The organism is Arenibacter palladensis (assembly GCF_900129275.1).
GTDB classification, from domain to species: domain Bacteria; phylum Bacteroidota; class Bacteroidia; order Flavobacteriales; family Flavobacteriaceae; genus Arenibacter; species Arenibacter palladensis.
The window spans coordinates 30,868-46,621 of the sequence record NZ_FQUX01000008.1 but is presented as its reverse complement, the minus strand read 5'-3'; the positions used below and the strand labels follow the sequence as shown (position 1 = coordinate 46,621).

Here is a 15,754-nt window from a genome sequence, read left to right as displayed (position 1 = left end):
TATTTGGTTTAGTAAAGGACCATAATAATTGCCAAATGATAGAATAATTAGCTTTCTGAAGAGTAGAAAACCATTTGTTGTGTTCATAGAACCATATGTTTAGTCCTTGTGCATAAGGCTTTGTTAATATTGTCTTAACGAAACTTTAATATTATAACAAACTAAAAAGCTTATGAAACTAACACAACTTTTTAACAGAAAACGTAATCCTCGGATTTATCTGTTTTCATTGTTTTGGCTATTGGTCATTACCATGGGGTATTCTCAGGATATTACCGTGAACGGAACAATTAATGACAATTTGGGGCAACCCTTACCTGGCGCCAACGTCTTGGTGAAAGGAACCACCAACGGAACCCAGACTGATTTTGATGGGAACTATACTATAACTGCGGACAACAATTCAACCTTAGTAATAAGTTATATAGGTTTTGTTTCCCAAGAAGTGGCTGTAAACGGAAAGTCCACTATAAATGTATCCTTGGAAGAAGATGCTAGTCAACTTGAAGAAGTTGTTGTAATTGGGTATGGTACCCAAAAGAAATCGGACTTAACAGGATCGGTAAGTACAATAGACGGTGATGAGATCAGTAAATTTACTTATAACGATGCTGCTCAGGCCATTCAAGGTAGAACTGCCGGTGTTAGGGTAGAGGCAAATGGAGGTTCTCCCGGTGCAAACGCCTTAGTTACCATCCGAGGGTCAAGTACCTTATCCGATGCCGGTCCGTTATATGTTATAGACGGAATGCTTACAGGGGATATGACCTCACTTAACCCTGGTGATATTGAAAGCATCTCTGTATTGAAAGATGCCTCAGCCAGTGCTATTTATGGTTCAAGGGCTGCCAACGGGGTAATTATTGTAACTACTAAAAAAGGAACAAAAGGTGGGGAAATGAAGGTAGATTTGGATTACAGTTACGGTCTTCAAAAATCGGTGAAAAATATCGATTGGGCCAATGCTAGGGACTATGCCGACATCGTTAACCGAGCTAGGGACAATGATGGCAACCCAAGGTTTCCAGCAAATGATACACAGTTCAATCCCAATATAGATAGCGATATCCAGAGAGAATCTTTGCGTACGGCCGGAGTAATGAATGCCAATGCAAGAATATATGGTGGAAATGAAAAAAGCACATATAGTCTTTCCTTAAACCATTACGACCAAGAAGGTATCGTAAAACAATCGGATTACAAGCGTACCACCGCAAGGGTAAACGCCACCATGAGCATGGGAAGGTTTAAACTCGAGAACACCATTGGTCTAACGCGTACCGTAGATAACCCAAACCCATACTTTAATAGGGAAAGGGATTTGGTGCCGACCATTGCTATATATGATGAAGAAGGTAACTTTAGTGCTTCTGACCAACCGGACAACGTTGCCGTTGGTTCCTTTTATGGAGTTGGTAATGTAGGGAACTCCTTAGGCCTTGCAACCGTAGAAGACCGAACTGTTACTCGTAATTCTGTTTTGGGTAATATCGCTGGATCTTTCGAGATTTTTGATGGACTAACCTATAAATTAAACTTAGGTTTAGACTATTATTCCAATAACAATTTTAGATTTACCCCTACCTATTTTTTCAATGCAGCCACTTTTGGAAATAACAAATTTGCTGAATTACAGGAGGTGAACACTAACTTTCTTTCGACCCTTATAGAACACACGCTGACATACAGTAAAGAGTTCAACAAGCATAATATCAACGCCGTGGCAGGATATACCGATCAAGTATCGAACACCAGATCTTTAGGTGCATTGGCTAGGAAATTTCCTTCCAATGACGTTCGTGTAGCTTCCGCTGCAGAGGACAAAGTTGATTTTCCTTCAGAAGATCTTACAAAAACCATTCAGTCCTATTTTGGTAGGTTAAGTTATGGTTTTGATAGTCGATATTTATTTACCGCTACAATACGTAGAGATGGATCTTCATTGTTCAAGAAGGATTTGAGATGGGGTACTTTTCCTTCTTTTGCCTTGGGATGGAATATAGGTAACGAATCCTTTATGGAAAATGTAAGTGCCATTACAGACTTAAAACTGAGGGCCAGTTATGGTGAAGTAGGATCGGACAATGTCCCTATCTATTCCTTAAGTCCAGAGTTAAACCTTAACAGTGAATATCCGATAGGTGTAGATCAAGGTCGTGCCACTGGATACTCAATTACAAAAGGTATAAACGACGATATTACATGGGAAACTAGTAAGACTACCGATATAGGTCTTGAGTTTAATGCTTTGAACAAGAAATTAAATATTACTATGGACTACTTCTTTAAAAAATCTGAAGATGTTCTAGTAGAGCTGGGTCTGCCCCTTTATACTGGTTTTGGTAATAGGGTTCCTTTTAATACTGCAAGTATAGAAAACAAAGGGTTCGAATTCTTGGCAAATTATTCCGAATATGTTAATGAAGATTTTTCCTTTAACATAAGTGGAAACTTTACAACTTTGAAAAATACGGTTACAGCCTTGGGTGATGCCACTCCAATTATAGAAGGACAATTTACATCCAACGGATTGAAAGGAACCAAAACAGATGTTGGTCAACCCGTTTCTTCGTTCTTTGGATATGCAGTGGATGGTATTTATCAAACAGATGCCGAAGCCCTTGCTGCCAATGACAACAACAACCCACAAGCTGGGGACATTAGATTTAAGGATATTGCTGGTCCAGATGGTAGTGCTCCTGATGGTATTATTGATGAAAATGATCAGAAGTTCTTGGGTAACCCTGCACCAAACTTTGAATATGGTCTTAATATTTCAGCCACGTACAAGAATTTGGACATAAGCTTATTTTTTAACGGTGTGGCCGGAAATAAAATATTGAATGGTAATCGTTACAGAGGATATTTTGACACCGAAGGTCCATATTTGACCGATGCATTAAATGCTTGGACACCATCGAACACCAACACCGATATACCAAGAAATACACAGACTGACCCAGGATTCAATAGAAGGCCATCTGATTTCTATTTGGAAAAAGGAGATTATTTTAGGTTAAAGAATATGCAGTTAGGTTATACTATTCCCTCAGATTTGTCAGAAAAAATGAAAATGACCAAATTAAGGATATACGCTTCAGCAACGAATCTCTTTACGTTAACCGAGTATACCGGGTACTATCCAGAAGTTGGTAGAAATACAAGATCTGCCAGAAGAATTTTTAGTTCAGGTGTGGATGAGAGTGCTTATCCAACAGCTAGAACTATTCAACTAGGTTTACAGATTGCATTTTAACATTATAACAAAAAATCATGAAAAATAAAATATTATCAAAAAGTACTCTGGCTGCACTAGTGTTGTTGATGATGACGACCAATAGTTGTAGAACAGATATTCTTGAGCAAGAAAATCCAAATGCAGTTACACCACAGTCATTTTGGAAAACCGAAGATGATGCTACAAAAGGAATCATTGGAGCCTATAGTCCATTCACCCATATTTGGTATTATACCAGATTTGAAATTTTCCTATCGGATTACAGGGATGATGTTGTAAACGCCTTTGCAACCTCTGAACGTACCGCTGCAGGTTCTTTTAATGGTGTTCCTCAGAGTAACGGAGCCTTTTGGGTGTGGAGTGCCATGTTCCAAGGTGTAACAAGGGCAAATGAAGTCCTTGCCAACGTTCCCAACATTGAAATGGACCAGGTAAAAAAGAATAATATTCTTGGGGAAGCTTATTTTATAAGGGCCTACAATTATTTTAATCTATTGAACGGTTGGAGGAACGTACCCCTAATCACCACTCCAATTAGTGAGATAGAAAACCCGAAATCCGTACCTCAGGCAGATCCTGCTGATGTTTGGGCACAAATTGAGAACGACCTAATGGAAGCACAGGAACTTGCACCAGATTCATGGCCTTCAGATATGAAAGGAAGGATTACCAATGGGGCTGCTACAGGTTTGTTGGGCAAGGTATTTTTGTACCAGAATAAATATTCAGAAGCTAAGGCAGAGTTCGCAAAAATTATGGACGGCCGTTACGAGTTGATGGATGATTATGCCGACAACTTTACCGAAGCATCAGAAAATAACAAGGAATCCCTTTTTGAAGTTCAATTGGTTGCCGACGGAAATAGCGGTTGGGGAGGAGATAATGCCGGTCTTGGGAAAGGTGCAGCATTTCATCCTGACATTGCGCCAAGAGGATTTACCGGACAGGATGGTATGCGTATCAACAACTGGGTACTTGATTTATTCTTGGATGAAAGAACTGTCAATAACGAAATAGACCCAAGGACCTTTACCACCTTATTTTTCGATACGGATGAAACAACAACTTACAATGGAAAAGAACTGTCTTCCAAAACTTATGGCGATTTAACCTATCAAGAAGTTTTTCCAGGAGAGACTTTTGTTTGGGGAAACAAGTGGTTGGACATTACATTCGACAACAAAACAGGTTCCCAAGATGGTGGATGGCACCAGTCCGGGAATAATCTTAGATTATTGCGTTATGCAGATGTTTTGCTAATGTTTGCAGAAGCTGAATTTAAATTGAATGGATCTACAACCCCAGCATTGGATGCTATAAATGAAGTTCGAGAAAGAGTAGATATGCCAGCCTTATCTTCAATTACCATGCAAGATATAGAGGATGAGCGAGTTAAGGAATTATCTTTGGAACGCACACGTTATTTCGATATTCTCCGATGGGGAAAAGTTGAAGAATACATTGTAAACAAACCAGAATTAAAATCCGAGAGTGCAGGAACAAGTTCTTATAAACCGGGTAGGGAATACATTGCAATCCCACAGAACGAAATAGACGCAAATCCAGTATTCAAGCAGAATCCTGGGTATTAATAATATTGAGTTAGTTGTTAAGAATGGAGCCACTTTAGTTAGTGGTTCCATTTATCCTTTTTATATTTAGTTATGCAGAGAGCAATCCTATTTTTTTTGGCATCCATTTTAATTTTTTCCTGCAAAAAGGAATCACAAGGCGATAGTGCCTTTCGTTTTAATCAAATTGATGCAGAATTGACGGGTATAAACTTTTCCAATACCATTATTGAAAATGACACTCTAAATTATTTCGATTTTCCTTACCTCTATCTCGGAGGAGGAGTTTCCACAGCCGATATAAATAATGACGGACTTCCAGATCTATACTTTACAGGGAACTTAGTTTCTAACAAACTTTACTTAAACAGAGGTAATCTTCAATTCGAAGATATTACAGAAACTGCAGGTGTGGCCGGGGATTCACGATGGTATTCCGGAACTACCATGGCCGATGTAAATAATGATGGGCTCTTGGATATCTATTTAAGTGTATCGGGAAAATTTGGCAACAGTGCCAACCAACTTTATATCAACAACGGGGACAATACTTTTATGGAAGCCGCCGAAGCTTATGGCGTAGCTGACAAAAGTACTTCCATACAATCTACTTTTTTTGATTATGACAATGATGGCTATTTAGATCTATTTGTAGCCAACTATCCAATTGTCCAAGTAAGTATGGGGAATACTTACTACAAAGCCAAAATGGATCAGAACAGATTTGAAGATTCGGGACATTTGTATAGGAACAATGGCAATGGTACGTTTACTGATGTCACTGTTGAAGCAGGAGTCCAAAAATTTGGGCTGACCTTGGGTTTGGTCGCTACGGACTTCAATAACGACGGTTTTAAAGATTTATACCTATCCAACGATTTTAATGTTCCAGATTACTTATACCAAAATAATGGGGATGGTACCTTTTCTGAAATATCCCTGAATTCCACTCGACACACTTCCATGTTTGGAATGGGAATAGACGCTTCGGATTTCAACAATGATGGACTTATTGATCTTTTACAGGTAGACATGACGGCAGAAGATTATAAAAGATCCAAGACCAATATGGCCAGTATGAGTCCAGAAAGTTTTTATGAAGCCGTGGATATGGGTCTCAACCATCAATACATGCAAAATTCATTACAATTGAACCAAGGTATTGATGCTACTGGCATTCCCATGTTCGGTGATATTTCAAGAATAGCCGGTATGTCCACTACAGATTGGAGCTGGGGCGCCATTTTTGCTGATTTGGATAATGATACCAACAAAGACGTTTTTATCTCCAACGGAGTAAAAAGGGATGTAAACAACAACGATATAAATGCCAAATATGACAATGAGACTTTTTTTGGCAGGAAAGAAAATCCCGATTTTAAATTAATGCCCAGTACCCCGATTAGCAATTATGCCTTTGCAAATAATGGAGATTTTACCTTTTCCAATGTTACCCAGAAATGGGGATTAGACCAAAAAGGCTTTTCCAATGGTTTTGCCTTTGCAGATTTGGATCAAGATGGAGACCTGGACCTGGTTATCAATAATATAGACCAGCCAGCATCCGTCTTAATCAACAAGGCAAACAACGGAAAGAATGGTTATCTACGCATTAAATTTAAGGGACCACAACATAATCCGTTCGGTATCGGAACAAAGGTTTCCATAAAAACGGACAGCCTTATTCAAACTGCAGAACTTACCTTGACCCGTGGTTACCAGTCCAGCGGTGAGGCAATTCTCCATTTTGGTATTGGAGAATCCAATATTATCAACGAGATAAGGATAATCTGGCCCAATGGAAGTCTACAGATATTAAATGATATTGCCCCAAACCAATTGCTTGAAATTGAATTTGACGGCTCTAATAATGCAATTGCGGAAGAGGGTATACATCAATCAAAGTTTATAGAATTAACGGAAGCTTCCGGTGTCAATTTTAATCACGAAGAGGATAATTATGACGATTTTGCACATGAACCTTTGCTTCCACATAAGAATTCCCAATTGGGCCCCGCCTTGGCTATTGGAGATGTGAATGGGGACGGTCTAGACGATTTTTTTACGGGTAATGCCGCCAAGAGTCATAGTGTAATGTATATTCAAAATTCTGATGGTCAATTTAGCGAGTTGCATGGTCCTTGGATTGAGGATGCGGATTATGAGGACACGGGTGCCTTAATCTATGATGCCGATAACGACGGTGACCTTGACCTTTATGTAGTTAATGGTGGTAACGATAAACTAAAACCAGCAGACTTTTATCAAGATAGGCTATATTTAAATACGGACAATGGATTTATTAAATCAAAAAATGTATTACCAGAAATCACTGCTAGTGGTTTAAAAGTAATATCAGGTGATTATGATGGGGATGGAGATCTAGATCTTTTTATAGGGGGAAGGATAGTACCTGGCAAATATCCATTTCCAGCCCAAAGTTATTTACTTCGCAATGATGGTGGAAAGGACTTGGCACTTCGCTATACCAATGTAACCGCAGAGGTAATACCAGAGCTGCAGGAAGCAGGTCTGGTTACATCTGCCTTATGGGACGATTTTGATGCCGATGGAATTCTGGATTTGATTATTACAGGGGAATGGATGCCAATACGCTTTTTTAAAAATAAGGGAGTCAAATTTGAAGAAGTTACGGAAGAATTGGGTTTTAAAGAAAATACAGGCTGGTGGTACGGTCTGCAAAAAGTAGATTTGGATGCTGATGGGGATATGGACTATCTAGCAGGAAATTTAGGCCTTAATTATAAGTACAAAGCCAGTGAAAAAGCACCATTTGAGGTCTATGCCAACGATTTCGACGAGAATGGTTCCATGGATATAGTTTTAAGTTACGAAAAGCAGGGAATAAAACTTCCCCTTCGAGGTCGAGAGTGTTCTTCCCAACAGGTACCCATTATTAAACAACGATTTAAAACTTTTGAAGCTTTTGCAAATGCTGACCTGAATGAAATCTATGGTGAAAAAATGTTGAATTCTTCCTTACATTACCAGGCCCGTACCTTTGGGCATCAGTGGATAGAAAATAAGGGAGATGGCACCTTTCAAATACATCAGCTGCCCAACAGAACTCAATTCTCATCGATCAATGTGTTTACAGTCTTCGATTATAATGGCGATAAATATCCCGATGTTCTTCTAGCCGGTAATCTATATGGATCGGAGGTGGAAACACCACGTAACGATTCCAGTTTAGGGTTGGTGCTTGTAGGTTCCAAGAATGGTCCTATTGTGGTGCCTCCTAAAGAAAGTGGTCTCCTAATAGAAGGGGACATCAGAAATATCGCGACTATAAAATTGGAACAACAAAAGTCGTCCGGTTTTTTGTTTTCGGCGAACAAAGGCCCATTAAGATTATTTCAGTTGCAAACTAAATAGCAAATACTCCCTTATCAATAATATTGTGATATTGGCACATAAATTCAATATTATGAATTCCGTTGTAGTTGCTTTTGGTCAGGCCATTAATGTAATATCAAAATGTTTTCCCACTTTAAGGGTTAGGTATATGGCATTTTATGGATGCTAATTGCAAACGTAGGCCAGTTTTACTTTGATTGAATCTTAAAGACAAAGGCATGGGAACCTACCTTCTGTTTGGGCAATTTTATTCTTAAGCCATCTGGATCTATTGTAAAATCCAAAATCCCTTTATTCCCTAGCAGTTCTATGCTTTTAATAGTTTTTGTGTAAAGCATGTTTCCTTTTTTAAGCGAGCTAATGTATAATTCACCATTCTCAGGCCAATCGAGTGCAATGGCATACAGTATTTCGCCCTTAGTGGTAAACCTTATATCCTTGGCCGTATTGTCAGGATTCTTTTCCTCACTTAAATGTCCTTCCGTAACTTCAGCTTCTCCCTCCCCATAAATTTTAAATGTTCTGGTGCCGTATATGGCTTCACCGTTTATCTGTAACCATTGGCCCATCTCCAATAGTCGTTCTTTTACGGGTAGCGGTATTTCTCCATTGGCCTTCGGAGTAATGTTCAAGAGAACTGCTCCATTTTTGCTGACCACATCCACCAAAAAATCGATTAATCTGTTGGTAGTTTTGTAATTCGGATTCTTGATATGGCTCCAGGAATTCCAATCTATGGAATCGTCTGTCAACCATGGAAAGTCCCTCATCTCACTCATTCTTGAACGTTCTAGATCAAGTATGGCAGCACCTTTTGCAAAATCGTAGAATTTATAAGTAGAAACTACCTCTTGCTTGTTCTTAGCGGCATGGTTGTAATAGTATTTCAGGAATTCTTTTCGGTATTGCTCCCCAATAACATCCATTTTATTATCAAACCATACCAAATCAGGATTGTACTTGTCAATGATTTCTTTCAAACGTGCCAACCATTCGGAATTGAAAGCATCATCGGCCATTGGATAGTATCTTTTAACCCCTTCGTCGATTTCATGTGGATTGGGTGGGTATTGAAAATCACCTTTTTTTAGTTTTGGACCGTAGAGTCCGGCATATTCCGGGTTGGAGGCATCCGTGGTTTTGTCCCAAGTTGGGAACCAGCCTAGCAGCCAATGGCGGTGGAAAGTAGCAATAAATTTCATATCCCTTTTGCGGATCTCGGCCGACAATTCGCCCATAATATCCCTTTTTGGCCCCATATCCTTCGCATCCCATTTGGTAAGGTCACTGTCCCACATGGCAAAACCGTCGGCGTGTTCGGAAACGGGTCCTGCAAATTTTGCTCCTGCCTTTTGAAAAAGGTCTGCCCACTCGGCCGCATTAAACTTTTCGGCAGTGAACATGGGAATAAAATCTTTATACCCAAACTTATCCAAAGGACCATAAGTTTTAACATGGTGCTCATAAAACTCACTTGCCTTTCCGTTTTTCGCCTCTGGATTGTCTTTATTTACGTACATCCAATGGGAGTACCATTCATTTTTAAATTCGGGAACCGAGTAGGGTCCCCAATGACAATATATACCAAATTTAGCGTCCAGGAACCATTCTGGATTTTCATGTTTGGTCAAGGATTCCCAGTCCGCATCGTAAGGGGTATTTTGTCCATTGCCAACTAGGCAAAAAAATAGCAGAACTTTAGCCAAGTTACATCTGGCTATTGCCATCTGCCCAAAGGATTTCTCACTTTCCATTTTGAAGTAATTAAATTAATGATTTCATATATACATTGTTTTGTCTCCGAAATTTTCCACTTCCTAACCAATACTAAAGCTTAGTGTCAATTGGTCCTTGATTGTTCAGAAAACAACTTTATAAAGATCATTGAATTTAATATAATAGGGGGGTGGTAATGGTTTAAAAGACAATACAAATGGTTAAAATTAAGCACAGACAATTAATTTTACGTGCACTGAATAGTTGGATTATCAAGATTTTACTGAAAGTCTAGTGAAGTATAAAAAAGTCATTCAATTTCATGTTATTTTAACGCAGAGCTGCAGCAATCACAATGTCGACCTCTGGATTGGCAAATTTGGTCACAGCTTTTTGTAAACAGATTAGCATTCACATTCTTAAACTTCGTATTTTTATTCATACTATTTCTGGCTAATGCGGATTATTCCAATTGGAAAACCTGTTCCATGGGCACCCATTTTTCACCTTCTTTGGCCCAAGGCAATGCTTGCTGATAATTCCACATTAGTTCTTCCCATTCCTGTACCTTGGGGTTGTGGGCATCCTCTTTGGCCTTTTTAATGGGGTCAAAGGTTTCGTCAACATCCATGATCATGAACATTCTATTTCCTGTAAGATATATTTGAAGATCGATAATGCCCCCATCTTTGATACTTTTGGTTATTTCGGGCCAAGCATTCCCTTTGGCGTGGTACTGCTTATATTCCTCTATTAGTTTTGGGTTGTCCCTGAGGTCGCAGGAAAAGCAAAGTCTTCTTGTGTTCATTTGGTTATATTATTGATTTTAGAACTACTGTATCCATACCAAGCAACTACTGCCAAACAAATTAGTGGAAGTATAAAGGAGAATTTAACCTCGGGAATAAAACCCATCACCTGTACATCGGCAAAACCGTCGCCGCCCCAATCCAATATACTTCCTTGTAGAACGGGCATCAATGCTCCTCCAACAATCGCCATGACCAGGCCAGCAGAGCCTATTTTGGCCTCATCGCCCATATCCTTTAGTGCTATACCGTAAATAGTGGGAAACATAATGGACATAAATACGGATATCCCTACAAGGGAGATAAGTCCTCCCATTCCGGGCAATAAGATCGCTCCGGCAGACATAATAACCCCGCCAATACCGAACAACATCAAGAGTTTGGCCGGATCAATTTTCTTCATAAGCCAGGTGCCTATCCACCTACCTATTAAAAAGATGACCATAGCGGCAACATTGAACCAAGTGGCGGTAAGCTTATCAGCTTCTGGAAGATTCTCGTTCATATGGTCCACGTACTGAAATATATAGGTCCAGCACATAATTTGTGCACCCACGTAAAATGCCTGTGCCAGAACACCTTGTATATATCGTTTGTTCCGTAACAAAGTTTTAAATGAATCCTTCAGGTTTATTTTTTCAGATTCCAAGGTCTTCGGTATTTTGGTAAATATGATAATGCCCATAATAATCAGAACCACTATCCCCAATGCGATATAGGGAACACTTATGATCCCAAGGTCGTTTTCCCTGATTATCGCAAGTTCCTCGGAAGACATGACGTTGAACGCCTCGGCCGTATAATCGTCCGATCGGAGTGCCGAAATCACAAAGACCTGGGCGATGATCATCCCTGTTAGGGAACCCATAGGGTTAAAGGCTTGCGCAAGGTTCAATCGCTGGGTGGCCGTCTCGCTGGCTCCCAATGAAAGTACCAGTGGGTTGGAGGTGGTCTCCAAAAATGCCAGACCACAGGTCAATACCCAAAGTGATATCAAAAAATAGGTGTATTCCTCAAAGGCCGCCGCAGGATAGAACAAAAAGGCTCCGGTAGCGTATAATAACAAACCTACCACGATACCGGACTTATAACTGAATTTTCTTATAAACAATGCCGCCGGAAGGGCCATAAAGAAATAGCCGAAATAAAAAGCGAACTGTACCAAGGACGCCTGCACATTGGTAAGTTCCGGCATAACCTTTTTAAAGGCCGAGACCATTGGATTGGTAAGATCATTGGCAATCCCCCATAAGGCAAATAGGGAAGTGATGATGATAAAGGGGAACAATAGTTCTTTACTGACAACAGGTATTTTCTTGGACATTTTAATGGTCGGTTTTTTGTTGGTCTCAATTATTCCGTCAATAGGGAACGGTCCAGGTGAATATAACCTCCATCCACTGTAATAAACTGCCCAGTGGTATGTGAGGATTTGTTGGATATGGCAAACAGACAGCTGTCCGCAATTTCCTGAGGGGTGGTCATCCTGTTTTCGAACGGAATTTTCTTTACGATCGATTTTAATTTTTCCTCCCCGTTCTCCAGGGTCTTGATCCAATTGTCATAGGCCGGGGTCCAACTCTCGGCAATAATTATGGCGTTCACCCTTATACCATGCTTTATCAGGTCCACCGCCCATTCCCTGGTCAGCCCCAATACCCCACCTTTGGAGGCCGCATAGCCGGAAGTACCTCCCTGTCCGGTAAGCCCTACCTTGGAACCAATATTAAGAATATTTCCCTTGGTTTTTTTGATGTATGGCAAACAATATTTGGTCATGGCAAAGAAACTCACAAGATTTAGTTTTAAGGACCACATAAAGTCTTCAATGGAAGCGTCAAGTCCTGCCCCGTCGTTCACGCCAACATTATTTATTAGGACGTCTATTCTGCCGTATTTGGCCCCAATTTTCGCAACGGCCTTTTCAATTTGCTTTGGATCGGAAAGATCGGTCTTGACAAAAATGGAATCTATTCCGCGTTCCTGTAATTCTTGGGCATATCCATATCCACGGTCGTTCCTGCAGACAATAACGGGTATCGCCCCTTCTTCGGCCAGAGCCCGAACAATGGTTTCGCCTATACTGCCCTTTATCCCGGCTGCACCCGTGACCACTACAATTCTGTCCTTTAATTCTAAATCCATTGCTATATGTTATAAAGTTCGCTCTTCCTAAATTATTAATAATCCAAGTATATTTTTTTATAAAAATCTGGTCAGCTCAATATCAAGATTACAGTTTCGATAATAAGTATTTCAATTCCAATTATTCCAAAATTGAATACTTTAACATGAGTAGGAGGAGACCTTACACAGTATTAAAATTCTACCGTAGCTTTTATCACTCCTGTAGCGGGTTTTAACCAGATGTCGAAATTCTCCTTCATCTCTGAGAAATGCACATTGTGGGTAATGAACGAATCGGTTGGGAACTGGTCCAGAATGGCGATGACCCGTTCAAAATCGGTCACCGTGGCATTCCTGCTGCACATAAGGGTGGTCTCCTTGGCGTGTATGGCAGGATGGGTAAAGATAAGCTCCCCTTTAGAGAGTCCTACCAAGATGTACCTTCCTCCGTGCGACATATAATTGGGTCCCTGTTCCAGGGCTCCTTTATGGCCAGAGGCATCGAAAACCGCTGTCGCCATATCGCCATTGGTAATCTCTGAAATCTGTTTTACGGGGTCTTCGGTCACGTTTACAATATGGTCCACCCCAATCTTTTCCTTGGCATATTGGAGTCGGTCCTGGTTCATGTCCAGGGCAATGACCTTGGCCCCTTCGATCTGGGCCAGTTTCATGATACCGATACCTATGGGTCCACAGCCCACGACCACTATCGTTTCTCCCGGAACTAGCTGTGCCCTGCGGATGGAATGGGCCGCTATCGCCAAAGGCTCCACAATGGCCATCTGTTCGTTGGTCAGGTGCTTGGCGGGCAACAATATATCCACCGGTACGGTAATCTGTTCCTGCATACCGCCGTCCGTATGAATGCCCAGGACCTGGATCTGGGTACAGCAATTGGTCTTTCCGTTCCTACAGGCAACACAATGGCCACAGCTTAGGTAGGGCATAATAACCACATTGTCACCTGCCGCTATGCCCTTGTCGTTTTCGTCGATCTCTAGCACAGTGGTGGCCAGTTCATGTCCAAGGATCCTGGGGTAGGTAAAAAAGGCCTGGTTGCCGGTATAGGCGTGAAGATCGGTACCGCAGATGCCCACCTTGTTCACTTTTAACAGGGCTTCCCCTTTTTTCCGTATTGGGGCTTCTTTTTCCTTTAATTGAAAGTCTCCAGGTTCCTCACAAACTATGTATTTCATAATGCTGATAAAATTTAAAACTAAAGGGACATATTAAAAATATGCCCCCAACATCTAACTAATCTAACTCAATTTTTTTTATAACGACAATTCAAGCGTATAGGCAAAATCGCCAGGTTTGTCCTTAGGCATAGTAACTGTTAATCCGCTTTTATCTTGTTTCCAGACAATTTTTTCCGTGCTTCCCAGCATGCGTATTTCCTTAATCTTTTCATCATTGGAAGTAATGGATTTAATAACAACATTATCGCCTTCTGGCCAGGCCATCATAATGGCATATAGTTTTCCATCCTTCTGTGTAAAACGAATATCCTGTCCAGTAAAATCCTTATTCTGACCTTCTGAGTGATGTCCTTTCTTAACTTCCGTAGGTCCTTCTCCAAAAGTTCTCCAATATTTCGTATCGTATATGGCCTCTCCGTTAATTGCTAGCCAATCACCTATCTGCAGAAGAATTTCCTTTTGATCATCCGGTATGGTTCCATCTGCCTTAGGTCCAACATTCAATAATAAATTACCATTTTTGGAAACTATATCAACCAGATCATCAATGAGTTGATTGGCTGTCTTGGAATCCCAGTCGGTTACATATGACCAAGAATTTTTGCCAATAGAAGTATCCGTCTGCCAAGGAAGTTTTCGAATTCCAGGGAGCTTTCCGCGTTCCAAATCATAGATAACGGTTCCTTCCGGAAAAGCTTCGTGATCAAAATTTTTGTCATTTATAACCACTTCCTTGCCCCATTCCAATCCTTTATTGTAATAATAAGCAGCAAGCTTTGGTCGTAAATCAGCAAAATCAGGCGTATCCAAATAAAAATCGAACCAAAGTATATCTGGTTGATAATTATCTATAAGATCTACAGTCCTATCCCACCATTTTTGTTTGAATTCAGCAGAAACGGGCTCCTCCAAGTTTTTGCCTTTAGTTGAATACAAGTCTGAAAATTCGGGATCAGTAGTATCAAATTTATCTTTCTTATTATAAAAAGACCAGTTGAAAGCGTAGTGGCTAGAGGCTCCCATAATTAAACCTTGTTGGCGGCCTTCCTTAAAAAGTTCTCCCAGAACATCCCGTTTTGGTCCCATATCAAAAGCATTCCATCGAGTAGTGTTGGATTTGTACATAGCAAATCCATCGTGATGATCGGCCACAGGAATAACATACTTGGCGCCGGATTTTTTAAACAGATCGATCCAATCCTTAGCATTAAATTTTTCTGCCTTGAACATAGGAATAAAATCTTTATAGCCAAATTCCTTTTGATCGCCCCATTTTTTCTTATGATGTAAATAGGTGTCATTTGGTCCCTTTTTACCCAATTTCAATTGGGCGGAAAAGGTTGCGGTATCCATATACATTTGCCTTGGGTACCATTCTGATCCGAAGGCGGGAACAGAATATGCGCCCCAGTGAATAAAGATTCCGAATTTTTGATTGTTAAACCATACTGGATCCTTGTAATTGGCCTTAATGGATTCCCAATTGGGCTCATACTTTTTTACCGTTACGGGAGCTGGTTCGGCCTCTTTCTTATTCTCCGTTTTACATGACATCAATACTAAAATTGAGCCTAGTATTATAATTTGTTTCGTTATACCCACCATTTTATATTTTATTGAAAGGACGTTTTAAGTGTCCCCTTTATTCGATTGGACAAATATCAATTATATGGCATCTTTCCAAGATACCGTATGTCCCAATTTCTGCAACAA

General features: G+C 40.3%; 9 protein-coding genes. 3 read left to right on the top strand and 6 right to left on the bottom strand.

The window, feature by feature from the left end; genetic code table 11:
- Positions 1-172: 172 nt before the first annotated feature.
- The 3 genes from BUA60_RS18055 to BUA60_RS18045 all read left to right on the top strand — a co-directional run bounded on the left by BUA60_RS18055 (position 173) and on the right by BUA60_RS18045 (position 8,205).
- Entirely contained in the window at positions 173-3,256 is a 3,084-nt protein-coding gene (locus tag BUA60_RS18055; protein ID WP_072864180.1) for a SusC/RagA family TonB-linked outer membrane protein, read from the top strand.
- 17 nt (positions 3,257-3,273) lie between these two features.
- Positions 3,274-4,830, top strand: coding sequence for a RagB/SusD family nutrient uptake outer membrane protein (locus BUA60_RS18050; protein ID WP_072864178.1), 1,557 nt, complete (start codon positions 3,274-3,276; stop codon positions 4,828-4,830).
- A gap of 72 nt (positions 4,831-4,902) precedes the next feature.
- Complete coding sequence (locus BUA60_RS18045; protein WP_072864176.1) at positions 4,903-8,205, top strand: VCBS repeat-containing protein; 3,303 nt, start codon at positions 4,903-4,905, stop codon at positions 8,203-8,205.
- Positions 8,206-8,375: 170 nt separating this feature from the next.
- Here the strand turns inward: BUA60_RS18045 and BUA60_RS18040 are convergent, their stop codons facing one another.
- From BUA60_RS18040 to BUA60_RS18015, 6 genes are all read right to left on the bottom strand, one after another.
- On the bottom strand, positions 8,376-9,941 hold the full coding sequence (locus BUA60_RS18040; RefSeq protein WP_245802579.1) for an alpha-L-fucosidase: 1,566 nt from the start codon (positions 9,939-9,941) through the stop codon (positions 8,376-8,378).
- A gap of 425 nt (positions 9,942-10,366) precedes the next feature.
- The gene (locus BUA60_RS18035) at positions 10,367-10,711 is read right to left on the bottom strand and encodes an L-rhamnose mutarotase (RefSeq protein ID WP_072864174.1); all 345 of its coding nucleotides are present in this window, start codon (positions 10,709-10,711) and stop codon (positions 10,367-10,369) included.
- Positions 10,708-12,036 (bottom strand): L-fucose:H+ symporter permease, encoded by a 1,329-nt coding sequence (fucP, locus tag BUA60_RS18030; protein WP_072864172.1) that lies wholly within the window; start codon positions 12,034-12,036, stop codon positions 10,708-10,710. The genes BUA60_RS18035 and fucP overlap by 4 nt, the downstream gene beginning before the upstream one ends.
- 29 nt (positions 12,037-12,065) lie before the next feature.
- Entirely contained in the window at positions 12,066-12,857 is a 792-nt protein-coding gene (locus BUA60_RS18025; protein WP_072864170.1) for an SDR family oxidoreductase, read from the bottom strand.
- A gap of 173 nt (positions 12,858-13,030) precedes the next feature.
- A complete protein-coding gene (locus tag BUA60_RS18020; RefSeq protein ID WP_072864168.1) occupies positions 13,031-14,038 on the bottom strand; it encodes a zinc-binding alcohol dehydrogenase family protein in 1,008 nt (335 codons plus the stop codon).
- A gap of 78 nt (positions 14,039-14,116) precedes the next feature.
- Positions 14,117-15,595, bottom strand: coding sequence for an alpha-L-fucosidase (locus tag BUA60_RS18015; protein WP_245802578.1), 1,479 nt, complete (start codon positions 15,593-15,595; stop codon positions 14,117-14,119).
- Positions 15,596-15,754 lie beyond the last annotated feature (159 nt).